The following is a 24,872-nucleotide window of genomic DNA, read 5'->3' as shown; positions in this document are numbered from 1 at the left end:
AGCCATCCCAAATGGAATGACTCTTTTCAGCATGCGACTAGCAGCTTATTTCTTAGTTGTTCGCCGAGTGGTTTTGGGCGCCGCTTTTTTGGTCGTCCGCTTCGTTATCTTGGCCGCTGGCTTCTTAGCTGCCGCTGGCTTGGCCGCTGATGTTTTCGCCGCTGTCGTTGTTTTCTTGGTTGTTTTGCGCGTCGTTGTTCGCTTCATTGCCGTCCGGCGCGTGGTCTTTTTGGCTGGTGTTTTTTGCTTATTAGCTGGCACCGGTTTTGCGGTTTCTTTGGGCTTCGCCATTTCTTCTTGAATATGGTCAAGTTTCTCATGAACGGAAGCGGTCATTTGCTTATTGAGCGTCTCAAAGCCTGTGAGATAATCCGCTGCCGTTGCAATTTCATCGATTCTCAAACCCGACACGTTCACAAATGGTGATGCCACCACTAAATAGACCCGAACCGGCACAATCTCGTCTGCCTCAAGAAAGTTCGTGACTTTATTGACATTCGCAAACGGCAGATTGATGATGCCAGTTTCAACTGTGATGATGGTCGGCTCAGGAAAATCGATGACGAGGTCGGCCTGAATCAGTTGCTGCTTGTCGATGGCCTTGCGGACGTCTGCAAACACCTTCGTCAAGCCCGCCTCGATGCCGTCCTTTTTGAACGCTGCAGCGGTCAGATGATTCTCGGTATGCTCGAAGCTGCCATCTAAAATGGCTTCCTGAAACTTGTGTACATTGATTTCCATATCAGTCTCCTTAAAAGCTTAGAACTGCTCAGACCATCATAGCCCACCACAGCAAGCAGACGCAAACTAAAAAAGACCATCAAGGCAAGCAACGCTCGCCTTCTAGTCTTTTTTTAAATAAAGTTATTTATTTTCTTTTAAAATAGTTTCAGTCTGCTTTTGCAAATTGTTAAACGCTGTTTCGCCGCTGACATTCTTGGTCAGCGTGCTGTCGACAGTGCTCATCAAATCGTTACGATAATCGGTGTAACCGGTAAAGACAGTTGAGGCAAAACTCTGTGAAACTGCAGAGACCGCGGCTTTATACTTGTCGTTCTTTTGTAGATAATTCTTAAATGTCGGGCTGTTAGATGCCGTTTTTGTCACCGGCACATAGCCAGAATCCATCGCCCACTGTGATGCATTTTCAGACTTCAGCAAGAATTTCTGGAACGCCCAAGCACCTGCTTGTTGCGCTTTAGAGGCCCCTTTAAACAAAACATTGTAATTTCCGTTCAGTGGATTGCTGCGTTTGCCTTCGTATGTCGGAATCACAGCAGTACCCCAGTCAAGATCCTTTGGGGCCTGTTGGATAAGAACCGGCACGGTTGCCGAAGAACCAATCCCAAAGACCGCTTTTCCATTTGCAAATGGCACACTGAAGTATTGATCTTCGCCAGCAGTTTTCAACGCACCGCTCTTGCGCAGATCCAGAATTTGATTCACAGCTGCCAATGTCTTCGGTGCATTCAAATTAGCCTTCAGTTTCGGTGTAATTAGTTGACTGCCAGCACCATATGCCATCCCCTCAAGCGCAACATCATAACTTTGATCTAACTCAATCGCGTTGACATCAGTTCCCTTGAGTTTCTCCTGATCGGCTGCAAAATCAGCCCATGTTTTCGGTATGCTGATATTGTACTGGGACATCAACTTCTTGTTATAAAACAACACCGAAGTCGAGACTGAGAATGGCAATCCGTAGTACTTGCCCTCATATTTACCTGCAGACAAAAAGCTTGGATAAATATCTTTTAAATCAGCATTGCTCAACTTATCCGCGCCATTTAACATTTCTGGATCAAATGGCAATAACAACTTGTTCTTCACGTAGTCGCCAATGTTCGTATACGGTGACTGCGCCATGGTCGGCAACGTTTTTGATTTGCCGGCTGCCATAATTTTCTGTTGCAACGCGTTGTATGATCCCTGCGAAGTTGCGACAACTTTATACTTCTTTTGACTCTGGTTGAACTTGGTGATGAGCTTGTTCAACGATTTATCATAAGTCCCCGTCATCCGATGCCAGTAGGTGATTTTCACTGGCGCACTTGAAGACGATTTCGTAGCCGTCCCCTGCTTGCCACAGGCTGTCAGTAACAACAAAACAGCACCCATTAAGCCTAATAGCCGCCAAAAACTAGTCTTTTTCATTTCTATGTCCCTCATTCAGTGTCGCGGCTTACCGATCGACAGTGTTTGCAAGCCGCCGTATTTGTCATGTCTTGACACCCTTATTATGCCTCTTATATTTATAAAAGCAAAGAAACACCCGGTATTTTTAGTTTTCAAAAGTTACGCTAAAATTGCCGTGCCAAACTCCGCAATCTCCGGCCTGATGAGGCTTGCGACGCGGAGCTAGAGCGTGACGGCGCATGACCCTGACTCACCAGTCTTCCCCATAGAGAATGTATGTTCTATACTAATAACTAACCATGACAAGCAAGGGGGCGCAGTGATGGCAAACAATCGCATTGGTATTCGTGAGTTCGTTGAGTTAACCGTTCGCACCGGCGACCTCAATCCAATCACCAGCAATTCAAATAACACCGCCATCATTGGTAGCCAAATTCATCGTAAACTTCAAGCTGCTCACCGTGAGTCCGATTACGAAAAGGAAGTTTACCTCAAAACCGCCGTCACCGTGAACGATGAAGACTATCAGCTCGAAGGCCGAGCGGATGGTGTCTGGACAGATGACACCGGCCTCACAGTTGAGGAAATCAAAACCAGTGCGCGCCCATGGGAAGAGGCCACACAAAATACAAAAGACCGCTATTGGGCGCAAGCACGTATTTATGGCCATCTACTTTGTGAACAACGGCATTTGGATCAAGCAACAATCACGCTGGTTTATGTCCAGACCAGCACCGACACAGTCAGCCGTTTCAGTGAAGTCAAAAGTGCCGCCGAGTTGGCTGATGATTTCACTGATTTACTTGAAGAATTTCGCGACTGGCTCAAACTACGTAGTGATATCATCAAACGACGCAACACCTCCATCGACCAGCTTGATTTTCCATTTCCGCAATTCCGAGCTGGTCAACATGAGCTAGCCGCCGCTGTTTATAAGGCGATCTATAGCCAAGCACGTTTGTTTGTGCAAGCTCCCACCGGCACTGGTAAAACCATCTCTGCACTTTTCCCAACCTTAAAAGCGATGGGCACGGGCTTGATCCAACGAGCCTTTTACCTAACTGCCAAGCAAAGCACTCGACGCGTGGCTGAACAGGCGATGGCCTTGATGGCGCAAGCAGGTTTAACCGCCAAAAGTATCACTTTAACGGCTAAAGACACCATCACATTTGCTGACGAACCTGATGACCCCAGCAAGAATCCTTACATGTTAGGTTACTATGATCGCCTAAAACCAGCCTTACACGATCTACTGGAACACGAGGATCAACTGACGCGTCCCGTCATCGAGACTTATGCTCGCAAACATAGGCTCGATCCATTTGAATTTTCACTGGATGCCAGCCTATTTTGCGACGTCATCATCTGTGATTACAATTATCTCTTTGATCCGCTGGTTTTTTTGCAACGCTTTTTTAGCGAAAAAGATGATAGCAATTTCTTCCTGATCGATGAAGCGCACAACTTAGTCAGTCGCGCGCGGGACATGTACACCGCTGCCATCACAGATCAAGATTTCGTCCAGTTAAAAAAAGCGCTAACCCCTTATAAAGGTGCCCCTTTGACAAAAGTTCGCCGCGCCATGACACGTATTTTGAATACCCTTGATGCAACGACTTCAACCTTGTTGACCTCACAACCGACCATCTTTCAAGATGATCCGCTTGATGACCTCACCGCAGTTCTTTTTCGCTTCACCGAAGTCGTTCACGATTGGCTCAGCGAACCGCCAACCCCCGCGTTGCAACCTGCTGTCGATCTCGTTTTGCCGGTATTTTTTCTAGCCAATCAATATCTGCGAATTGGCGACTTCTATGACGCGACATTCAAAACCGAAGTCACTAAAGAAAACGGCCAGATTATGGTTAAAGAACTGTGTCTCGATCCATCGCAATTTGTGGACGAAGCCTTGAAAAAAGGGCGTGGTGCCGTCTTATTTTCGGCGACCTTATCACCGATGGCATATTTTCAAAAGTTTCTTGGCGGGATCGACAACAGTCTCGCCTATACGCTGCCCTCCCCATTTGATCCCGCCAAACAAGCAGTTATTGTTGACGCTAGTGTCAATACGACTTATCGACGACGCACGCAGGATTTGCCGCAGTTGATTGCGAGCCTGACAACATTAGTTCGCACCAAAAGCGGCAACTATCTCTTCTTTTTTCCATCCTATGCCTACTTGAAAACGGCCTATGAAGCCTTCACTGCGGCGAATCCCGATCTAAGGATTTGCGCCCAAGAAAATGCCATGACTGAAGCGGATCGGCAAACATTTCTAGATTATTTTCAAACTGGCAGTGAGCCGATTATCGGGTTTGCCGTGCTTGGCGGGATCTTTGCTGAAGGCATTGATCTCAAGGGAAGTCGACTGATTGGCGTTGCAATTATCTCCGTGGGGTTGCCAGGTATCAATGCTGAAACCGATCAACTGCGGGCCTATTTTGATCGGGCAAACGGTCAAGGATTCGCATATGCCTATCAGCTGCCGGGTTTCAATAACGTGTTACAAGCAGGTGGCCGCGTCATCCGCGGTACCAAGGACGTCGGAGTCATTCTGCTGATTGACGAACGGTTTATTACCCCACGTTATGCCCGCCTTTTTCCAGATCACTGGACCCACGCCCAAGTCAGCTACAACCCAACGCAATTAGCTCAACTCTTGACGCATTTCTGGGAGGCCCATCATGAAAACACAGCTCACGCTTGATTTAGAAAAAACGCTTTATGCCTACTGGCAAGAACAAGGGGCCACCGTGGTTGAAGAAGTGACGATGCCAGACGATCGCGGAATTGTCGATACGCTGGTTCGCCAAAAACAGCAAGACGCGACTATTTGGCGTTGTTTTGAGCTCAAAGTCACCAAAGCCGATTTCCATAGTAGCGCCAAACTCAGCTTTATCGGTCATTACAACTATTTTGTCTTGCCACAACGACTGTACACGGCGGTGGCTAGTGAAATTCCACATGGGATCGGTGTTTTTACCTACCATCCCTTCTCTAAAGCCGCAATCGCCGCCAGCGCTGTTCCTGTGGTAACACCTGGTACTTTGACGATCGCCAAACCAGCTCGCCGTCAAGAACTGCAAGTCCCTGAAGCCACTTTGACCGACCATTTCATCGCCAGCCTCAATCGCGAAGTAGTCAAGGCCAAACAAGTTGCCAAGGGCCTTGGCCAATTCTCAGAAGCCGATCTATTTACTGAACTGAAAAAACGCTCAACCGATTACGATATTTATCACCCTGACAAGAATCTTTATGATCAGTTTGTTTCGGAGCTCGACAATACCACGATCAATGCCTTACAAGAAGAGATTGACGCGTTGAATGCTGAACTAGCCACTATCAAAATGGACGCCAACAGATGAAGTATTTTCCGATTATCCGGGGTAAATTATATGATCTGGCTGCGGTGACACAGCTGGTTGCCGATCACCAATTACCAAAAACCGTCATCCCTGTCATTGAACCGGTCAAAGATATCCCCGGCGTCACGAAGGTAACTAGCGCTCTGGTTCAAGCAGCACATCCGGGCTATGTAATTCAAAATCCGCAAGTCGGCACGTATCAGTTACTGGCAGCGCCGCGCCATGTTGTTGTTTTAAGTGACGTTGTGCAGCCCGCCCGAATTTTTGATGCCCGACCAGCCGCACTGGTGATCGCAACGACAGCAGCGCAAGCAAAAGTTCTGCCACGGCACCAGCTAGCCTTGGTGCCTGATGAGGCGCGGGTTCGCCGACTGGCTTTGCCTCACGCCATTTATTTAAATGACCATTTCACCGTTTATCCACACACGGATGACTATGGTATCTTGCAAGATGAGTTTTATCAGTACGCTCCGACTTCACTGCCTGGTATCGGCTTTGCGGACTATCCCCTTGCCACCAGTGACTATTTCGAGCATGGTTATCCGCAACGAGCTGTCGCCATTCATCTGGTTTATCCAGCGGCCGATGGCACATTGCGGTTGCATCACTTCGTTTCGGTTAATAACGACGACTTTGCCAATCCGCAAGCCAAGTTTTTCGAAGTCTTGGATCAACTAACGGCATGGCTGCCATTTCACCCAGATGCGCAAACAACTGGAACCAGTGCGTTCATGACCGCGGCCACCCGCCATCATTTTCCCGGCCTTGGCATTGTTCGTAAATATCAGCTCATGCATCATCTCGAACTCATCGGGCGCTGGTTGCAACCCGCGCCGCGACATTAACGAAAAATCGATTGCCTATCAATTGGTAATCGATTTTTTGTTGAAATATTTTTTATATTGTTGAAAGCGTTTCTTAATAAATATTTCACAATTTTAAACGTGGGCAATCTAGTCACGAACAACTAATTATGTTACACTTTTTGTGAAAACCTTATCAATATATGAAGGAGTGTTTACCTAATGAAAGTTCTTGTTATTGGTGCGACTCATGCCGGTACATTCGCAACACAGCAAATTTTGACAGAGCATCCCGATTACGACGTGACTGTCTATGAACGAAATAGCAATCTATCATTTCTATCATGTGGCATCGCTTTGTGGGTTGGTGATCATGTCAGTGATCCTGATAAAATGTTTTATTCCAGTCCTGAAGCATTGGCTGCGCTGGGTGCTAACATGCAAATGGAGCATGACGTTTTGGCGATTGATCCTGTAGCGAAAACGGTTGAAGTCAAGGATCTCAAAACCGGCAACGTGACCACTGATACATATGACAAATTGGTTTACACAACTGGTTCGACGCCGATCGTCCCAAACATTCCGGGCATTCACGACACGGATGTTCATCTTTGCAAAAATTGGCATGATGCCAAGGCTTTAAAGGCGCTTGCTCCGACCATTAAAAGTGCGATCGTAATCGGTGCCGGCTATATTGGCGCCGAGCTTGCCGAACAGTATGCACTAACTGACAAACAAGTTACCTTGATTGATGGCTTACCACGAGTGTTGGCGAAAAACTTTGACGCTACCATTACAGATCGAGTAGAAAAACTTTATACGGATCATGGCGTCAATTTAGCACTGGGTGAGATGGTCACCGGTTTCACCCAAGGCACTGATGGTGAGATGACCGTCACAACTGACAAAGGCAGCTATACAGCAGATGTCGCTGTTTTGTGTACCGGTTTCCGACCAAACACGGAACTGCTGAAAGACCATTTGGAGACCTTGCCAAATGGTGCCGTGATCACCGACGCCTATATGCAAACTAGCGATCCTGCTATTTTTGCAGCCGGCGACACTGCTACCGTGCATTACAACCCGACTGGCAAAAATGACTACATTCCGTTAGCAACCAATGCCGTCCGTCAAGGTATTTTAGTCGGCAAAAATATTGAAAAACCAACCGAAAAGTATCTCGGTACCCAATCAAGTTCAGCGGTTGAACTTTTCGAACACGCCATTGCTGCCTCTGGCATGACCACTGAAGGAGCCAAAGCCCGTGGCATTGAGGTTGCCAGCGTGACCATTGAGCAGGATTACCGACCTGATTTTATGCTGACCACCACGCCGGTTCTTTGCAGCTTGACTTGGGATCCTAAAACGCACGAAGTCAAAGGCGGGGCCTTCTTTTCCAAGCATGACATCAGCCAAAGTGCCAATGTCATCTCCTTAGCGATTCAAACACACATGACGATCGAAACATTGGCCATGGTCGACATGCTCTTCCAGCCAAACTTTGACCAGCCAATCAACTGGGTCAACGCCGTCGCCATGGCAGCCGTTGCCAAAGCTCAGGAAATGGAAAAAACACCGGTAGCTTAATCCATTCGAATTGCAAACAATCATCTAAGAGCCACTATTTCTTCTTGGAATTTATGATTTGTTAGGTTCCGAATAACCCGGGAAAAAGCGCAAGGGCAAAAAAGTTCTTTGCCCTGCCCCACTCATAAATCCCAGTCATTACCCGATAAAAACCAAAAAGCGAATGATTTCCCCTGTATAAGGAGAGGAGGTCATTCGTTTTTGCTTGACGTCTGAAAATTTTTCCCTGACTTTTCCAATGCACGGATTACCCAGTCACTTTCGCGTCTGATCAAGCGCATGAAACTATTTGCCCACGAAAATTGAGCTTGAAGCAGCCAAACAAAATAGCCTTGAAACTGCCGGCTAACAAGTACTATCTGAGCCGCGATCACGATTCAGAAACTGGTGATTTTTTTCGATTTTAATCATTGAATGTGGCTAAAGTTGTTTTTAATCTTGAGTAATTTTTAATCCTACCGTTAATGTCTATTTTCAAACATATTAATCAACAGCAAAAAATAAACGTTGCAAAATCGTCTTTTTTCGTCGCATTTTGAAACTTATGGCTAAATAAGCCACGAAAAGCCCGAATAACGCAACGTTAATTTCTCTGCTGCCTATAAATCGCCTAATACTTGTATATTATGTACAGGGTCGCTAGCACCTAGATAGTTTTGTCTCAGATCTACGGCAATTAGCGGGAAGGAGAGGAAAGAGAAATCATTTTTGACCCCTTCAACCGTGACATACTAAGCACACTTTTTCATATGTGTTCTTGTACTATCCCAAACGAAGGGGTGACACTACATGGCAATTGCCGATGCTACCTCAGCAATGGTTTCCGCACTGCTGGGCATTATGGACAATCGCCGTGGTTGTAGTAAGCCGAAACATTCAAAAAATACTAGGAGCTGAAACTTATGTTGGAAAATAACTTAGTGCTTAAAAACTTTTCGTGCATCGATGATTCAGAATTAGCAGAAAGTCAAGGCGGCATTGGTGTTGTCGCTACCGGCGTCATCATTGGAAGCCTCACTGTATTTCTGTCCGGTGTCTTCTCTGGCTTTACGGATGGCATGACGCAAGAAAAGAAACCTGCAACTGTATAAATAAGTGGTGAACGTGCCAAAGCAATTCGTACTTCGCGTTCTCGCAAAGAAGCTCCCTTTGGCCATTATTGCCCGTCTTTTGATCTTGATGCTTTGGCAGTTTGGCACGGGAGTCTTGCAAACTTAATTTCATGTGGGTTATCAAAAAGGTAGCTCTATAGCTAGTTGTTTGAAATAGACACGATAAATGGAGGAAGCCACAATGAATCAAAAAGCTTTGAATCAATTTCCTGAACTTACCTACACAGAACAAGTGCCGGTTGTTGGCGGCGATTTGTCAGTCGAAGTCATCATGAAAGGTATCTTCACCGGTATCTTTGATGCTGGGTACCAAGTGGGTCAGTCAATCGCAAAATGGGTTAAGTAATCATTGAGCTAAAGCTACAAAAGCTTGCATGATGCTCACCAGACCAAAACGCAGTGCACACTTATTGAGTGCACTGTTTGTGCTTTTCAGCTTTCTATTGTCCTCAGTTATCCCCCACTCCAAAAAAGCTGACGCATCTAAAGGTATCTCACTTGCTTAGAGAGATGTCGTTCAATACCGTTTAAAAATAAACGTAGCAAAATCCGCTTTTTTCGTCGTTATTTGGCATTTTTGACACTGCTAGCGACGAAAAAGCAGCAATTATCAACGTTAAAATTTAAAGCAACAAAAAAGCGGCCGCCCATCGTATATTGTCTATAGGATAGCTACCAAGCCTGCAAGTCTATCTAGGGACCAAATATTCAAACAGCAGATCAATCTAAGGAAGTGCCGAAAAAGCTCGGCAACAATTTATAGCTTTACATACCAACAGCTTGGACAAAATCGCTAGTGGACCGGACATTTTCTGTCATTGATCTCGACTCAACCACATGATGTTGCGTTACTGGAGATCTCACAAAATTGGGGACAGGCCTTAGCCAAGAACATTTCGCCATCCATTGCAAAATACATCTTTAAATCCCCTACAAAGACTGCTCCATCTGAACTGATCAAAAGTCCGGACTATGATGATTAGGATAGCTATCAATCGTTGAATCGTACTGGATATCCCGTGAATGCAGGATATTTTTTGCCCCGGAATGAAAAAAAGCAAAAAAAGGAACACCCTCTCGCGAGAATGTTCCAGTTTAATTTTAGCCATTAGTTATCCTTATAGTGAAGGACGAACAGCAAAATCAGGCATGAAGTAAGCTAATGCCGTATACTTCACATTTTCACCTGGTTGTGGTGCCTGAATCATTGTACCGCCACCAATGTAGAGCGCTACGTGGTAAGAGCTACCATGTCCGCCCCAGAAGAGCAAATCACCAGGCTGAAGTGCACTCAGTGAGACTTGCTGACCAGAAGATTCTTGTGGCACTGTCCAACCACCGATGTTAACACCGGCGCCGTTCAAAAAGGCATAATACATCAAGCCTGAGCAGTCAAAGCTGTTAGGACCCTTGCCACCCCATACATAAGGTTTCCCAATTTGCTGTTCAGCAATTGAGATAACCGCCTGAATTTTTGCCTGACGTGACGGCGTAACAGGAGCTGGGGCTGGGGTTGGTGCAGGAGTCGGCGTTGGTGCAGGAGTCGGCGTCGCGTTATTTGTCGTTTCCTCGGTATTGACCGTATTGCTTGGTTCTGCCTGCTGTTGCTGTTCCTGAGTTGCATCAACCTGTGTCGTTGCAGGCGCAGCACTGGACTCAGGCGTCGTAGTCTGCACAGCTGCAGCGCTAGAATCAGCAGCAGCCTTCGATGCGGCAGCACTGGACTCTGCAGCAGCACTGGATTCTGCGGCAGCACTCGCTACAGCGGCAGCAGAAGATGCAGCAGCGCTAGAAGCATTCGCAACCGCAGCAGCTTCTGAAGCGGCAGCTAATGAAGCCGCGGCACTAGACGCTGCAGCACTGGAGACAGCAGCATCCGAAGCGGCGGCATTTGAAGCAGCTGCGTTCGAAGCCGTTGCATCAGATACAGGCGCAGTCGGTGCCGCAACACTCGTTGCAGCAGATGACTGCGGTGCTGGTGCAGGTGTTGTGCTAGCAAAACGTTCTGGCACGTAACCGCCATTTGCTAACCGATACCATGTTTCGCCATTGGCTTGCAACTGGGCAACCGCCGTCAACGTCTGGTTGCCTTCCAGATACTGGCCAGTTGCCTGACTGTACGCTGGTGTTGCCCAAACTGTGACTGCAGAACCAATGTTTTTAACATATAACTGAATGTTTGCTGTCTGGGTATCAGGCTGTGCGGCTGCTTGACTCGCAGGTGCCTGACTTGCAGGTGCTTGGCTAGCTGGCGCTTGGCTAACCGGTGCCTGACTGGCAGTTTGTTCTGGTGCTTGAACGGTGACAGTCTTGCCGTCAAAATTCAAATAAATGCCAGGGATCCACTGATTGTCGCCGACTTTATACCAAGTAGCACCGTTTCGGTCAACTTTTTGACCTAGAACTTGTACTTTGTCACCAAAAGTCACATAGCGTTTTACTTGATGCCATGATGGACTATTCCATACGGTGGTCGCACCCGATTTGTAATTGACTGTCCCCGTTGAAGCGGAAACAGTATTAGCGCCGGTAGCTAAAGTTGCCAAACCGGCAGCACCAACGAATCCTGCCGTAACTGACAATACTTTCTTTGCATCTACCATGTATGTACTCCTCCAATCCAAAACTGAATTTTTTCAAAAATTGCGTTTTACTTGCGTTTACCATTTCTTAAGAAACCATATACAGAATAACACGTTTCCTACTGGTACGCACATTAAAAAAATATTTCAACTGTAAAATTCACGGCGCCAAAGCCTTGGTATAACTAGATTTCATGCGTTATCTAACGATCAGGAACTGTTTTGGCAACACCGAGTGCCAGACCGATCATGTCATTAAAGCTGGTCTGTCGCTCTTGGGCTGAGGTTTCTTCACCTGTAACCAAGTGATTTGAAACCGTGAGGATCGATAACGCGTGCACATGGTACTTAGCCGCAAGTAGATAAAGTGCCGGCGTTTCCATCTCAGTCGCCAGCACTTCATAATCAATGAGTTTTTGACGATCCATCTCATCGTTATAAAAGCGATCCTCGCCAAGCACGTTACCAACATGATAGCGAATTGCGCTAGTATCTGCCAAGTTTGCCGCCTCACGAAGAAGGTTGAAGTCGGCTAGTGGGGCAAAATAAAGCCCGGCGCCAAACGTATTCAAGATAATGCTGCTATCAGTCGAAGATCCTTGGGCCAGCACAACATCGCGAACTTTGACATTTTCGCCCATGCCGCCAGCTGTGCCAACGCGAATGAGCGTTTTAACCCCATAGTCTTGAATCAATTCATTAACATAAATTGAGATCGAAGGAATGCCCATCCCGGTCGCTTGAACCGACACGCGCCGGCCTTCAAACGTGCCGGTGAATCCAAATGCATTCCGCACCATGTTGTAACGTTGGGCATTGTCCAGAAAGTTTTCCGCGATGTACTGTGCTCGCAATGGATCACCTGGCAATAAGACGACGTCGGCAATGGCTCCTTTTGGGGCATCAATATGTGTGCTCATGACAATGATTCTCCTTCAAAATGTGGGTTTATTTAAGTAGCTTTAAGAACGACTGGCCAACTTGATTACCTGTGACACCAAAATTATCTAAAATCGTGGCACCAAGATCCGAAAATGGCGAACGAATACCTAAATCGCCATTACCCGGCAATTGCTTGCTGTAGGCTAGCAACGGAACATACTCGCGGGTGTGGTCTGTTCCGCGGAAAGTTGGGTCATTTCCGTGGTCCGCCGTGATCATCAATAGATCCTGATGCCGTAGCACTGTCATTAAGTCGCCCAATTGTCGATCGAAAGTCATCAAAGCATCCCCGTCGCCTTGCGCGTTACGGCGATGGCCATACATCGCATCAAAATCCACTAAATTGGTGAAAATAAATCCGCGGCGGTCCGATTTGACTGCTTCAATTGTTTTTTCCATGCCATCAACATTACTAGTGGTATGAACACCGTCATCTAGCCCTTGGCCAGAGAAAATATCGTTAATTTTCCCAATGCCATAAGTCGCAATGCCAGCACCTTGAAGGCGATCAAGATCTGTCGGCTTATCCGGCTTAAGTGTGTAATCATGACGGTCACTGGTCCGCGTGAACGTAGTGGGATCTGTCCCGACATATGGCCGTGCAATCACCCGACCAATGCGATATGGTGCGTCAATTGTGATGCTGCGAACGTAACGGCAAATGCGATAAAGTTCTTCAAGTGGAATGACATCCGTTTGCGCCGCAATTTGAAGCACCGAATCACCTGAGGTATACACGATCAGATCGCCAGTTTTCAGCTGTTGCTCACCATAGTCCTTGATCGCTTCTGTGCCAGAATAAGGTTTGTTCAAAACAACTTTACGGCCGGAAAACTCCTCAATTTGTTTAATCAACTCAGCCGGAAAACCTTTGGGAAAATAGCCTAAAGGTTCCGTCACAGGCAAACCCATCATTTCCCAATGACCATCCATACTATCTTTACCTGCAGAAATTTCGGCCATTTTGCCAAAATAGCCACTGGGACTACCTAACGCCGTCACGCCAGCAATTGGTGTTGGTCGAGCAATATTACCCAACCCAATGGCCTGCAAATTTGGCAAAGCCAGTTTACCATCAAAATAGGCACCAATATGACCAAGTGTGTCAGCGCCGGTGTCATCATACTTAGCGGCGTCAGGTGCTTCACCAATACCGATTGAATCCAACACAATCGTGATAATGCGATCAAATGCCATCTTATGCTTCGCCTGCTTCCTTCAAAATTTGAATCCCTGCACTGGCACCAAGACGATCAGCGCCAGCATCAATCAATGCCTTAGCTTCAGCATAAGTGTGAATGCCGCCCGCTGCCTTAACCCCTAGTTTATCGCCAACTGTTTTGCGCATCAAAGCGACATCGTGCACCGTCGCGCCGCCTGCTGCAAATCCAGTAGATGTTTTCACATAATCAGCGCCCGCCGCAGCTGCTAACTTGCAAGCCGTGACTTTTTCATCATCCGTGAGCAAAACCGCTTCGATGATCACTTTTAGCAAACCACCTTTAGCATGAGTCATATCAGCAACTGCCTGAATGTCAGCACGAACATGATCGTTATGCCCTGCCTTCAATTCGCCAATATTCAGGACCATATCGATTTCCTGAGCACCTTCGTCAATTGCCTGTCCAGTCTCGAAAACCTTCGTCTGGGTGGTGTTTGCCCCGAGAGGAAAGCCGATAACCGTGCAGACGTTCACATCCGTGTCGCGCAAACTAGCCGCCGCCCGAACAATCCAATAAGGATTAATACAAACTGATGCAAAACCGTACTGTTTTGCTTGTGCCAATACTTCATCAATCTGATCCTGTGTTGCATCCGGTTTCAATAAAGTATGATCGATGTACTTTGCCAATGGTTTTGCCATTTTTACGCCTCCGTCATAAATAGCCTTCTGATCGCAGCCAAAAAGCTTATCTTATCTGCAGAAGATGAATGCGGTTACCAAATGACGCATTCATCAGATTGCCTTAAGAATACCATGGTATGGTTAATCGTGCATAGAAAGGGTTGAATAGATCATGAGTACGCGTACCGTTAAGCCAAGTTGTGGCTTGCAAATGCGTTTTGGCAAGGCAGTTGATTAAAGCAAACTCGAAGGCTTCGGGACACCCGACCTATGGCGAAACAGTCATAAAGGTGTCCTTCTCGCCTTCACCTAATCTCATCCATTATAATAAAGTTAATCAAATTGTTTCTTGAAAGTGAGGTACTTCCATGACGAACATGCCCCCGAATTTAACTTCTAAGCTTCGCACTGATATTGTTCAAGCACCTTCAGCGATTAAAGCGGCCAGTGGCATTACGCTTTTTGGTAAAAAAATTCGCAGTATCATCTATACCATGGACGTCGCTGTGATCGCGAATTGCGATGCTGATGCGATTCTGGCTGTCTATCCGTGGACACCTAATACGCGCATTCTCCAAGCGGTAGCAACGGTGGCTAACGTGCCGATTCTGGCTGGCATCGGCGGCGGGCTAACCAAGGGCTTGCGAGCCGCAACCATTGGCGCTTTTGCAGAAGAAAGCGGTGCTCAGGCCGTTGTGTTAAATGCGCCAACTCCGATTGAAACGCTCATCAATGTCAATCGTGTGGTGGACGTTCCAACGATCTATACCATTGTCCGTCATATGGATGATCTTAACGCCCGAATTGATGCCGGTGTCGCGGCCTTTAACATTGCTGGTGGCAAAGAAACCGCCAATCTTGTGGCCGAAGTTCGTGCGGCCATTGACAGCAAGCACCCGAATTTCCCGATTATTGCTTCTGGCGGTAAAACCGATGAGCAGATCACTGCCACGATCGAAGCTGGCGCTAATGCGGTAACATTTGCGGCCTATGGCGTGACGGAAGCGACTTTCCACGCCAAGATGGAGGCCTATCGAAAGCAGAAATCGTAAAACTCGACCTTTCATAAGGCGTCTCATCATTGTTTTAACTTTCTTTTCAATACGAAAACTACTCGGCGATATTAATATTTGTTAGAATAGCATTGATAATGCGCCATTAAAAAAATTGAAAAGGGAGATGGCAGCCATGAGCAATCTGATGCAGAGATTGCTGCCCGTGCTCGTTAACAATAGCGTTCGGTTGCGACACACCCGCATTTATCGCGCGCTCCAACAAACCCTTGCCGTCATTTTCCCGTTTATTCTGGTCGGTGCTTGGGCTCAAATGTTGACGCAGAGTGTGTTTTCACGAAATGGCTTTTTTGCAGTCATTTATCATCTTGACACCGTCATTCCTTACTATAACCAGATCCGCACCATTTTGATGTCGATCCAAACAGTGACTCTCGATCTGATGGCGGTTATGGCGGCGTTTTTCGTTGCCAAATTTATTGCCCGATCTTATGGCAAAGATGATTCTTTGGCAGCCTTAACGAGTGTCGGGGCATTTATGATTCTTAATTTGGATTCACGACGCAATGGCCAATCACCTTTCCAAATGAATAATTTTGGTTATCGTGGTTTGTTTATTGCTATCTTTTTCGGCTTGCTTATCGGTTGGCTCTTCCGCTTCACACGTGCGGACCTCGAAGAACCAACGCATCGGTATACAATCGCTGCCTTGGTTGACCGTGGGCTGCGTGGCACCTGGCTTACTGTCGTGATTCTAGTGATCAGTGTGGCGATCAATTACAGCCTCAGCCGCATCTCGACAGAAGGTTTCATCGGGCTTTTCTACATTCCATTTCAGATACCTGCCTCCAGCCTCAGTCACGTGTCGATTCGATTGGCCTTGGTCACCACCATTAATGCCCTCATGTGGTGGGCTGGTATTGAAGGTCCGATCAATCCGTTAACAGTGCAAGCCGGTAGCACGACCAGCACTGCCAATCTGAATTATGCGCTTGAGCACAACAATTTGTTCAATGTGCCCAACCCGATCACCATTGGCACCATTTACCATCCCTTCGCGAGCTTCGGTGGCGTTGGGATGACCTTAGCCCTCATCATTGCGACACTTTGGGTTGCCAAAACCCGGCCATTACGCCGAATAGCTGGCATGTCGCTTTTGCCGAGCTTGGTCAATATCAGCTCACCGATCATGATTGGCTGGCCAGTCATGTTAAACCCTATTTTGCTTGTGCCGTTCTTGATTGCACCGCTAGTCAATATGACGATTGCATGGGCAGCTATCCGCTTGCGTCTTATGCCGCCGTCAGTTTATACGATTCCAACGACAACGCCCGGACCGTTGGCAGCCTTCCTAGGCACCAATGGTAATTGGGTATCGCTTCTCGTGGCTATCCTCTGCTTAGCAATCTCGGTTCTTATCTATATCCCATTTGTGCGGCTAGCAGAAACAATCAATCTTGAATCAGCAAAGGTCGGTGGTCATCATGATTAAACACTGGCGAAAATGGCTGTTGTTACTGGTCAGTGTCTTGGCGGTAACGGCTATCATGCTCCCCGCTACCAGCTGGATGGAACAAAACGTTAAATCTGCTCGCGTTGTTCACAACTCCCGTATGCAACCGATTATTTTGATTCCTGGGAGTTCAGCAACAGAAGATCGGTTCAACACCTTGATCACCCAGCTAAACGCCCAAACAACGGGCCATAGTTTGCTGAAAATTACGGTCAAAACGAATGGTACACTAACTTACAGTGGCAAAATCGCAGCACGTGATACCGAGCCGTACATCGTTGTCGCATTCGAAAACAATAAAGATGGTTATAACAACATCAAGAAACAGGCGGCGTGGTTCAACATTGCCTTTAAGCAATTGGCGAAAACCTATAATTTCAATCGTTTTCGTGGTATTGGTCACAGTAATGGCGGCTTGATCTTCACCCTTTTTCTCGAAAAGTATTACAGCGATTCTGATGTGCGGATGACACGACTCATGACCATTGGAACGCCGTACAACCTTGAAGAAAGCAATCCTGACAATCGAACACAAATGCTGAACGATCTCATTACTAGCCGCAACAAGTTGCCTAGCAGCTTGACTGTCTACTCAATTGCTGGTACCGAAAATCTGGACGGCGATGGCACCGTCCCAATCGAAAGTGTGGAAGCTGGTAAATATATTTTCCAAAACCAGGTCGCGCACTACACCCAGATCACCGTTTCCGGCGACGAAGCGGGTCACAGCTCACTCCCGCAAAATCGACAGATTGTGAACTTGATCAGTCAATACATGGTCGCTACACCGAACCAACAGGGCATTCGGCCAGGGCAAGGCGGTAGTGGTCGAGGCGTCGGACAAGCACCAGGCGATACCGGACAGAATCCTTAAACGATCGTAAGACAAAAGGGTCGTCCAACCTCACTTAACTGATACAGACAAAAAATAAACAGGCACTGACGCATCTGTCAGTGCCTGTTTATTTGTCTTTGTACCGATCTTTTGTCACCAATAACAACAAAAAGCCAAGCCCTAAATATTGTGGCTTGGCTTTTTGACGCTTGTTAACTGTTCCCTTATCTAAGGCTTATCTAAGGCACTTGCATCCCCAGATAAGTTGCCTGCACAGCCGGATCGGCAAGCAGCTCTTCGCCTGTCCCGGTCATCTTGACCGTGCCGCTGGCCAAAACGTAACCGCGATCGGCGATGGCCAACGCTTGGCGTGCATTTTGCTCAATCAGCAACACTGTTGTTCCCTGCGCGTTGATTTTCGTGATAATGTCAAAAATCTCTTGAATGAAAATCGGCGCCAAGCCCATCGAAGGCTCATCGAGTAACAACAATTTGGGCTTTGCCATCAAAGCTCGCCCCATGGCTAACATCTGCTGTTCACCACCGGAAAGTGTTGCGGCATCTTGATGTTGCCGCTCCTTCAACACCGGAAAACGATCATAGACCATCGTTATTTGTTCGCCAGCAGCTTGCTTATCCTTCAGTCCAAACGCACCCATTTGCAGGTTTTCGGCTACCGTCAAACCAGCAAAAATATGTCGACCTTCCGGCACTTGCGAGATGCCTTGCTTCACAATTTTGGCTGCCGCCATGCCATTGATTTTCTGCCCTTCATAGTCAATGATACCGGAACGTGGTCGCAACAAACCGGAGATTGTTTTCAAAATCGTACTTTTACCAGCACCATTTGCGCCAATCAAGGCGACAATCTCACCTGTTTGAACGCTAAAGCTGACGTCTTTGACAGCTTGAATGCCACCATAGTTCACAACGAGATGTTTAACCTCAAGCATGGTTTTCACCTCCCAGATAAGCACTAATGACCTGCGCGTTAGTTTGAATCTCATTAGGGGTTCCAGAAGCAATCATGGCGCCATGGTCGAGTACATAAATTGACTCAGCCAATTTCATCACCAGCGACATGTCATGTTCAATCAAAACCACTGTGATGCCAAAATGCTCACGAATCCGAGTAATCAAACGCCCCAGATCTGCCGTTTCTTCTGGATTCATCCCGGCAGCTGGTTCATCCAGAAACAGCAGTTGCGGCTTCGTGGCCACTGCCCGCACTATCTCCACCCGCCGTTGCGTACCATATGGCAAACTAGCAGTCGGTTCATCGGCCACATCAGCAAGCTCAAAAAAATCTAACAATTCGTCGGCTGCAGTTGCTACGGCTGCCTCCTGTTGATAAAACTGCGGCAACCGCAGCATCGTGCCAATGAAACTTTCACGATAAAGATGTGTCCTGGCCACTAAAACATTTTCTTTGACCGTCATGGCGCCAAACAAGCGAATATTTTGAAAAGTTCGAGCAACACCGAGCTTCGCCACCTGATAGGCTTTCTTTTTCGTAATATCAACTGGTCCATCAGCCGTATACAAGGTAATCGTGCCAGACGACGGCCCAGATTCGCCAGTCAACATATTGAACAATGTTGTTTTCCCAGCGCCATTTGGCCCGATCAAGGCAATCAGTGTCCCTTGTTCGATCGTCATCGTGACATCCGCGACGGCTTTTAAACCGCCAAAAACTTTACTGACGTGATCAATTACCAATTGTTGCGTCATGATGCTGCTCCTTTCCGAATCTGGCGCTTGCGCTTGAACGACAACTCATAATGGCCTAATAAGCCAGCTGGTTTGAAAACCATTAGCAAAATGAGTGCCAGCGCATAGATAACCATTCGCAAAGTGCCAAAGTTCTGCAGCACTGTATCGATGATGCCCAACACAACCGCCGCGACAAAAGTGCCAGTGATACTACCGACCCCGCCTAAAACGACGATAATCAGCAAAGCAATCGAATTCATGATGCCAAAATCTCCGGGAGCAATCGTTTGCAAGTAACTCGCATGAAGTGAACCGCCAATGGCTGCCGTGGCAGCGCCGAGCACGAAAGCTGCCAGTTTCCATTTGGTCGGATTGATGCCAATCGACTCAGCGGCAATGTCATCATCACGAATGGCCATCACCGCGCGGCCCGCCCGACTGTGAATGAAGTTCACAACGATCACAGTAGTGACACACATTAAGATATAGACCGTTGGCCACGAAGCCAAAGGCGGAATATTAAACATACCAGCAGGGCCATTGGTGATTTTCAAATTATTAATAATGACTCGGATAATCTCGGCGGCGCCCATCGTGGCAATCGCTAAATAGTCACCTCGCAGCCGCAACGTGGGGATTCCGACAATCAAAGCGGCAATGATCGCAACGATCATGCCGACCAGCATAGCAAGGTAAAACCCAAGCGGCGTTGAGATGTTTTGCGTGATGATCGCCGTGGCATAAGCGCCAATCGCCATGAAGCCAGCATGACCAAGCGAAAACTGACCGGAAAATCCGATAATAAGATTCAAACCGACTGCCAAAATAATGTTAATGCCGATTGTGACCAGCGCATTTTCGATAAACCCGTTAATGACGCCGGTTAATTCACCAATGTCGATCAAGACAAAGCCAGCAATCATCGTCGCGAGCCAAATGAGCTTACTGCGCATATTTTTAAACATAGGCTCACACCTTCTCCCGTTGACGTTTGCCGAATAATCCAGCAGGTAACACGACCAGCATGATGATCAAAACAAGGTAAACCGCCGCATCTTTGTAGGCCGATAAGCCCACAGCCTGAACACCAGTTTCTAGCAAGCCAATCAAGAAGCCCCCTACAGCCGCTCCTGGGACCGATCCGATCCCACCAACAACCGCGGCGACAAACGCTTTGATTCCCGGCACCATTCCCATTAATGGATCAATCGAATTGTAATACAAGCCGATCATGACACCCGCTGCACCAGCCAGTGCTGATCCTAATGCGAAGGTGAAGGAAATGACGTGATCGGGATTGATCCCCACCAGTTGCGCGGCTTCTGGATCAACTGCCACCGCCCGCATCGCCTTGCCCATCGTTGTTTGCTTGATAATGAACTGCAGCATCACCATCAGTACCAAGGATGTGAACAAAATAAGCAGTTGCACATTTGAAACATCGACCCCTAGTATCTGGTAGGTTTTAGTGGTGATGACCTGTGGAAAGTTCCGGGCATTAGCACCGAATAGAAACGACATGCCATTTTCTAGGAAAAAGGAAACGCCAATGGCAGTGATTAACGCCGCAATTCGCGGTGAATTCCGCAACGGACGATACGCCAAGTATTCAATCAAGACGCCTGAGAGTGCAGCCATCACCATCGCCGACAACAATGCTGGAACAAAACTGAAGTGCAGGTAATTAATCGCATAATAGCCCCAAAACGCGCCGAGCATATAGATATCACCATGGGCAAAGTTAATCAGCTTGATGATCCCATAAACCATGGTATAACCAAGCGCGAGTAAAGCGTAAATACTGCCAAGCGAGAGTCCATTAATGATTTGTTGCATCAAGGTTTGCAAAATATGATCTCCTCATAAAAAGCTGCCGCAGTCATTTACTTAACGGTATAGACTTTGGCAATTTTGCCTTGTGTCAGTTGCTCAACCGCCAGTGGCTTCTCAGGATTATGGTGACTATCAATGGTCGTGGTGCCTGTCACAGCAGGCATTTTTTTGATCTTGGCCAAACCCTTGGCAATGCTGGCTGAATCGGCAGCCTTCTGATCTTCAATCGCTTGCTTGATCATGTAAACCGAATCGTAGGCAAGTGCTGAGAACGTTGGTGCTTCTGTTTGATACTGCTTCTTAAAGCTGGTCATAAAGTTCTTCACCAGCTTGCTGCTGTTAGCACTCAGCGTCGAAAATGGCGTGGTGTAATAAATATCAGTTGCATTCGCAGCGCCGGCGATTTGTGCCAACTTAGGATCGGCCATGCCATCTGCACCAATAAACGGTACCTTGATGCCTGACTGCCGCGCTTGCTTGATGACGAGGCCTAATTCTGAATAATAGCCCGGCGCATAGATGGCATCAATTTTCTTGCTTTTGATCGCTGTCAGCATAGCATTGAAATCTTTATCACCTGATTGATAATACTGAGTCGTCACGATATTACCTTTAAACTTCTTCTTGAATGCCTTAGCCAACCCGGTTCCGTAATCAGTCGAGTTGTCAGCAATAATCGCCACGTTTTTGGCCTTCAAGGTATCGTTGGCAAATATCGCCGCATGGTCTCCTTGAAAATCGTTATTGAAGCAAGCACGGAAAACGTAGGGTTGCACGCTGCCATTTTTCTGAAGTGTAAAGTTTGGATCCGTAGCACTGGGACTCACCATTGGTACGGCCGCCTTGGTCACGTTTGGAATAGAGGCTGTTCCGTCATTGGTTGTCGCCGGTCCAACGATCGCAACCACTTTGTCAGTATTCGCCAGCTGTGCAGCTACTGAAGCCGCGCCGCTCGTTGACGATTTGTTGTCACGATAGACCGCCGTTATTTTTTTCTTAGTATTTCCGACCTTAATACCACCTGCAGCGTTAATCTGTTTCACGGCCAATTCAATACCTTGTTTCTGCTGTTCGCCGTAACCAGCAACCGCGCCAGACAACTCCATGTTCACGCCGATTTTAATCGTGTTACCTGCCGTATTTCCTTTGCTCGTGGCACTCTTTGTCGCACAGCCTGCCAATGCCAGCATCGAAGCTGCGATGACGCCAGCGCTCATAATTGCTTTGACAATTTGCTTCTTCATCTTGGTTCCCCCTCATTATATTGCTTATGACTATATCTCATTGATTCTTAACAGAAAAAAGCACCCATTCAGACGAATGGGTGCTAATCGTACGCCCCATCGCCAATGCGAAAACGGGGCTCAACACGTTGATCTTAAACGATCAATTCGGTCGGGTCCCTGGCATCAACAACAAGGCTAAAAGAGCGTAATGACAGTTACGATTTGTTTTTCTTTGCATACACATCAATGACATCAATACGCCCTCCTAGTTAAGATTAATGGTTGGTTAAAATCTTAATATGATTACCAAGGAAAGTCAACTTATTTTCTCAGAAATTTTTATTGGTAATTTGCTGAATGTTTATTTTGATGACAACCAAACGCCTGTCAATAACTTTCTTAGAGGAAATGCATGTCTAAGTCAACCCTCTATTCTAATAAAGTTATTAGAGCAAAAAGAGTTTGTCTTTGTAGTCAGTCTAGTTAAATTGCAAATAAAAAAGGACGTTCTTACCTTAAAGGCAAAAACGTCCTTTTTCTGCAGTACCCAAGTTGACTTGGATAGGATCTCGCTGGCTCCACAACCTTGAGATCGCTGACCCCACAAATCCGACGGGTGGCTTTTAACCAGTCAGCTGCAGCTTTCAGCACAAGTTGCGTGCTTACTCGACTCATCGCATAACATGATTATATCACTTTTTCGGTTTTAAAACAGCTCGTTTATACAACACTTCTGATAACAGCTGGGCCAACATAAAGCCGACAGCAATGGCACCAGCGATCATGACCACCCGACTGACATACTGCAAGGCCCCGTCCAGGTCGCCTAAGACAGTTGCTCGTACTGCTTGGTAAGCAACAGCGCCTGGCACCAAGGGTACAAATCCCGGGATGTTGAAGATGATGACCGGCATTTTCTTATAGCGCGCAAAAAAGATTCCACACAAGCCAATGACAAAAGCTCCGACTAAATTGGCCATCATCCGGCCACTACCGACTTCCATCAACAACCAGTAGGCCAACCAGCCCATCATCCCGGCCCAACCAGCCAAATTTAACGCCTTGCGCGGCACGTTGATAATGATAGCAAAAGCGACCGTTGCCAAATAACTGAACAAAAGTTGAACTAATAAAGCAAACCACCACTGCAAGATGCCGCCTCCTTTATGTTTTTAGAAGAACCGGAAGATCATAGCAATACCAACACCGATGGCACAAGCGCTCAAAATGGCTTCCATCCCGCGGGCCATACCGGACAGCAAATGTCCCGCCAGCATATCGCGAATCGAATTGGTAATCGCTACCCCCGGTACAAGCGGCATAATCGCTCCAATAATAATAAAGTCCAGGTTGTGTCCTAGGCCTAACCTGACCCCAAGCCACGCAGTTAAGCCAACGACCAATGCGCCCAGTAATTCACTAATAAACCGAATGTTGGTCACTGCATTCACTTTGATATCAACTAGAAAGCCCAATGCACCGACCGCAGCTGCCAAAGGCATATCAAGCCAGTCATACTGTTGAGCAAATAACACCATGAGTGTCATGCTGACAACTGCCGCGCTCACCACCTGCAACCAAATCGGGAAAAAAGGGGTGTTCTGATCCAGTTTGATCAATGCCGCGTGCAATTCATCTAGATCAATCTGATCAGCCGCAAACGAACGAGAGAGTTGATTCACGCGCGTCACTTTTTCCATATCAATCGATCGTTTGCTAATCGGCCGCTCCTGAATATACGGCTGATTTTCGATGCTAGCAAATATACCGGTTGGCGTCGTAAACACCAACGTTTGTGGCTCACCGGCATTCACAGCAATTCGTCGCATCGTATCTTCAACACGATACATTTCCGAACCGCCTTCAATCATAATGCGTCCAGCAAGCAAGCATGTTGCCAATACTTGATTTTGGATTGCTGTATCCTGACGCTCAACTGAATGTGTCATACCTACGCCTCAAGTTTCTGTTCAAAATACCGTTTAAGTTTGTCTTTAGGGTAAACACCTGTCACTTTTTCGCGCGCCTCTCCTTGCTGATAAATGACTAAGGTGGGTACTGACATAATGCCCATAGTGCTCGGCAACGTATGATCTTTTTCAACATTATAACGAACCACTTTAAGCGCTGGCAGTTCTTGCTCTAGGGCCGTTAACATCGGATCAAGCACTTTACAAGGGCCGCACCACGGTGCCCAAAAATCGACGACAACCGTGCCTTCAGCTGTCAATGCCTTCAAGTTATCTTTCGTTGCCTCAATTGCCATGATGTGTTCCCCTTCCATGCTTGCTCTTGCAATTTAGCACGACTGCCACTTACTTATCAAGGTATAAAAAAAGATCCGGTCAATGACCAGATCCTAACTT

General features: G+C 47.1%; 24 protein-coding genes. 9 read left to right on the top strand and 15 right to left on the bottom strand.

Annotation, left to right across the window (positions count from 1 at the left end; genetic code table 11):
• Nucleotides 1-45: 45 nt before the first annotated feature.
• Nucleotides 46-741, bottom strand: a complete 696-nt coding sequence (locus ACWPAB_RS13420) for a hypothetical protein (protein ID WP_003577493.1) — start codon at nucleotides 739-741, stop codon at nucleotides 46-48.
• A 123-nt stretch (nucleotides 742-864) separates the two neighbouring features.
• The gene (locus tag ACWPAB_RS13415; protein ID WP_003577491.1) at nucleotides 865-2,154 is read right to left on the bottom strand and encodes an ABC transporter substrate-binding protein; all 1,290 of its coding nucleotides are present in this window, start codon (nucleotides 2,152-2,154) and stop codon (nucleotides 865-867) included.
• A 304-nt stretch (nucleotides 2,155-2,458) separates the two neighbouring features.
• On the opposite strand from ACWPAB_RS13415, the gene ACWPAB_RS13410 reads away from it, so the two are divergent.
• The 4 genes from ACWPAB_RS13410 to ACWPAB_RS13395 all read left to right on the top strand — a co-directional run bounded on the left by ACWPAB_RS13410 (nucleotide 2,459) and on the right by ACWPAB_RS13395 (nucleotide 7,891).
• Nucleotides 2,459-4,843 (top strand): helicase C-terminal domain-containing protein, encoded by a 2,385-nt coding sequence (locus tag ACWPAB_RS13410; RefSeq protein WP_016381942.1) that lies wholly within the window; start codon nucleotides 2,459-2,461, stop codon nucleotides 4,841-4,843.
• Entirely contained in the window at nucleotides 4,821-5,501 is a 681-nt protein-coding gene (locus ACWPAB_RS13405) for a hypothetical protein (RefSeq protein WP_003577488.1), read from the top strand. The genes ACWPAB_RS13410 and ACWPAB_RS13405 overlap by 23 nt, the downstream gene beginning before the upstream one ends.
• Nucleotides 5,498-6,346, top strand: a complete 849-nt coding sequence (locus ACWPAB_RS13400) for a sce7725 family protein (RefSeq protein WP_003563115.1) — start codon at nucleotides 5,498-5,500, stop codon at nucleotides 6,344-6,346. The genes ACWPAB_RS13405 and ACWPAB_RS13400 overlap by 4 nt, the downstream gene beginning before the upstream one ends.
• A gap of 180 nt (nucleotides 6,347-6,526) precedes the next feature.
• Nucleotides 6,527-7,891, top strand: coding sequence for an FAD-dependent oxidoreductase (locus ACWPAB_RS13395; protein ID WP_003586594.1), 1,365 nt, complete (start codon nucleotides 6,527-6,529; stop codon nucleotides 7,889-7,891).
• A gap of 191 nt (nucleotides 7,892-8,082) precedes the next feature.
• On the opposite strand, the gene ACWPAB_RS13390 is transcribed toward ACWPAB_RS13395, so the two are convergent.
• On the bottom strand, nucleotides 8,083-8,265 hold the full coding sequence (locus tag ACWPAB_RS13390; protein WP_016381941.1) for a hypothetical protein: 183 nt from the start codon (nucleotides 8,263-8,265) through the stop codon (nucleotides 8,083-8,085).
• Nucleotides 8,266-8,793: 528 nt separating this feature from the next.
• On the opposite strand from ACWPAB_RS13390, the gene ACWPAB_RS13385 reads away from it, so the two are divergent.
• Nucleotides 8,794-8,982 (top strand): hypothetical protein, encoded by a 189-nt coding sequence (locus tag ACWPAB_RS13385; protein WP_003563110.1) that lies wholly within the window; start codon nucleotides 8,794-8,796, stop codon nucleotides 8,980-8,982.
• Between the two features lie 202 nt (nucleotides 8,983-9,184).
• Nucleotides 9,185-9,349 carry a hypothetical protein gene (locus ACWPAB_RS13380; protein ID WP_016381940.1) on the top strand — a complete coding sequence of 55 codons (165 nt, stop codon included), beginning with the start codon at nucleotides 9,185-9,187 and terminating at the stop codon, nucleotides 9,347-9,349.
• A gap of 772 nt (nucleotides 9,350-10,121) precedes the next feature.
• On the opposite strand, the gene msp1 is transcribed toward ACWPAB_RS13380, so the two are convergent.
• The 4 genes from msp1 to deoC form a co-directional block, all read right to left on the bottom strand.
• Nucleotides 10,122-11,606 (bottom strand): cell wall hydrolase P75, encoded by a 1,485-nt coding sequence (msp1, locus tag ACWPAB_RS13375; protein ID WP_003577429.1) that lies wholly within the window; start codon nucleotides 11,604-11,606, stop codon nucleotides 10,122-10,124.
• A 182-nt stretch (nucleotides 11,607-11,788) separates the two neighbouring features.
• Nucleotides 11,789-12,505 (bottom strand): purine-nucleoside phosphorylase, encoded by a 717-nt coding sequence (gene deoD, locus ACWPAB_RS13370; RefSeq protein ID WP_003586589.1) that lies wholly within the window; start codon nucleotides 12,503-12,505, stop codon nucleotides 11,789-11,791.
• Between the two features lie 28 nt (nucleotides 12,506-12,533).
• Nucleotides 12,534-13,724: a phosphopentomutase gene (locus ACWPAB_RS13365; RefSeq protein ID WP_003577427.1), complete on the bottom strand. Its 1,191-nt coding sequence runs from the start codon at nucleotides 13,722-13,724 to the stop codon at nucleotides 12,534-12,536.
• A gap of 1 nt (nucleotide 13,725) precedes the next feature.
• Complete coding sequence (gene deoC / locus ACWPAB_RS13360) at nucleotides 13,726-14,391, bottom strand: deoxyribose-phosphate aldolase (RefSeq protein ID WP_016381939.1); 666 nt, start codon at nucleotides 14,389-14,391, stop codon at nucleotides 13,726-13,728.
• A gap of 350 nt (nucleotides 14,392-14,741) precedes the next feature.
• On the opposite strand from deoC, the gene ACWPAB_RS13355 reads away from it, so the two are divergent.
• From ACWPAB_RS13355 to ACWPAB_RS13345, 3 genes are all read left to right on the top strand, one after another.
• On the top strand, nucleotides 14,742-15,425 hold the full coding sequence (locus tag ACWPAB_RS13355) for a beta/alpha barrel domain-containing protein (RefSeq protein ID WP_003563095.1): 684 nt from the start codon (nucleotides 14,742-14,744) through the stop codon (nucleotides 15,423-15,425).
• A 136-nt stretch (nucleotides 15,426-15,561) separates the two neighbouring features.
• Nucleotides 15,562-16,878: a PTS sugar transporter subunit IIC gene (locus tag ACWPAB_RS13350; protein ID WP_003577425.1), complete on the top strand. Its 1,317-nt coding sequence runs from the start codon at nucleotides 15,562-15,564 to the stop codon at nucleotides 16,876-16,878.
• Entirely contained in the window at nucleotides 16,871-17,773 is a 903-nt protein-coding gene (locus ACWPAB_RS13345) for an alpha/beta hydrolase (RefSeq protein WP_003563091.1), read from the top strand. The genes ACWPAB_RS13350 and ACWPAB_RS13345 overlap by 8 nt, the downstream gene beginning before the upstream one ends.
• A 200-nt stretch (nucleotides 17,774-17,973) precedes the next feature.
• Here ACWPAB_RS13345 and ACWPAB_RS13340 read toward each other — a convergent pair whose 3' ends face one another.
• The 8 genes from ACWPAB_RS13340 to ACWPAB_RS13305 form a co-directional block, all read right to left on the bottom strand.
• The gene (locus tag ACWPAB_RS13340; protein WP_016381937.1) at nucleotides 17,974-18,687 is read right to left on the bottom strand and encodes an ABC transporter ATP-binding protein; all 714 of its coding nucleotides are present in this window, start codon (nucleotides 18,685-18,687) and stop codon (nucleotides 17,974-17,976) included.
• The gene (locus ACWPAB_RS13335) at nucleotides 18,680-19,465 is read right to left on the bottom strand and encodes an ABC transporter ATP-binding protein (RefSeq protein ID WP_003573329.1); all 786 of its coding nucleotides are present in this window, start codon (nucleotides 19,463-19,465) and stop codon (nucleotides 18,680-18,682) included. Before ACWPAB_RS13335 ends, ACWPAB_RS13340 begins: the two co-directional genes overlap by 8 nt.
• Nucleotides 19,462-20,412 (bottom strand): branched-chain amino acid ABC transporter permease, encoded by a 951-nt coding sequence (locus ACWPAB_RS13330; RefSeq protein WP_003563086.1) that lies wholly within the window; start codon nucleotides 20,410-20,412, stop codon nucleotides 19,462-19,464. The genes ACWPAB_RS13335 and ACWPAB_RS13330 overlap by 4 nt, the downstream gene beginning before the upstream one ends.
• A 4-nt stretch (nucleotides 20,413-20,416) precedes the next feature.
• Nucleotides 20,417-21,295 carry a branched-chain amino acid ABC transporter permease gene (locus ACWPAB_RS13325; protein ID WP_003563083.1) on the bottom strand — a complete coding sequence of 293 codons (879 nt, stop codon included), beginning with the start codon at nucleotides 21,293-21,295 and terminating at the stop codon, nucleotides 20,417-20,419.
• 35 nt (nucleotides 21,296-21,330) lie between these two features.
• Nucleotides 21,331-22,524 (bottom strand): ABC transporter substrate-binding protein, encoded by a 1,194-nt coding sequence (locus ACWPAB_RS13320; RefSeq protein ID WP_003577424.1) that lies wholly within the window; start codon nucleotides 22,522-22,524, stop codon nucleotides 21,331-21,333.
• Nucleotides 22,525-23,198: 674 nt separating this feature from the next.
• On the bottom strand, nucleotides 23,199-23,657 hold the full coding sequence (locus ACWPAB_RS13315; protein ID WP_003563079.1) for a threonine/serine exporter family protein: 459 nt from the start codon (nucleotides 23,655-23,657) through the stop codon (nucleotides 23,199-23,201).
• Nucleotides 23,658-23,678: 21 nt separating this feature from the next.
• On the bottom strand, nucleotides 23,679-24,455 hold the full coding sequence (locus ACWPAB_RS13310) for a threonine/serine exporter family protein (protein ID WP_003563076.1): 777 nt from the start codon (nucleotides 24,453-24,455) through the stop codon (nucleotides 23,679-23,681).
• A 2-nt stretch (nucleotides 24,456-24,457) separates the two neighbouring features.
• Nucleotides 24,458-24,772, bottom strand: coding sequence for a thioredoxin family protein (locus ACWPAB_RS13305; RefSeq protein ID WP_003568841.1), 315 nt, complete (start codon nucleotides 24,770-24,772; stop codon nucleotides 24,458-24,460).
• Nucleotides 24,773-24,872: the final 100 nt, after the last annotated feature.

The organism is Lacticaseibacillus sp. 30, assembly GCF_053819265.1.
Note: the sequence above shows the minus strand (reverse complement) of the source record. Positions and strands in the feature narration are given on the sequence as shown.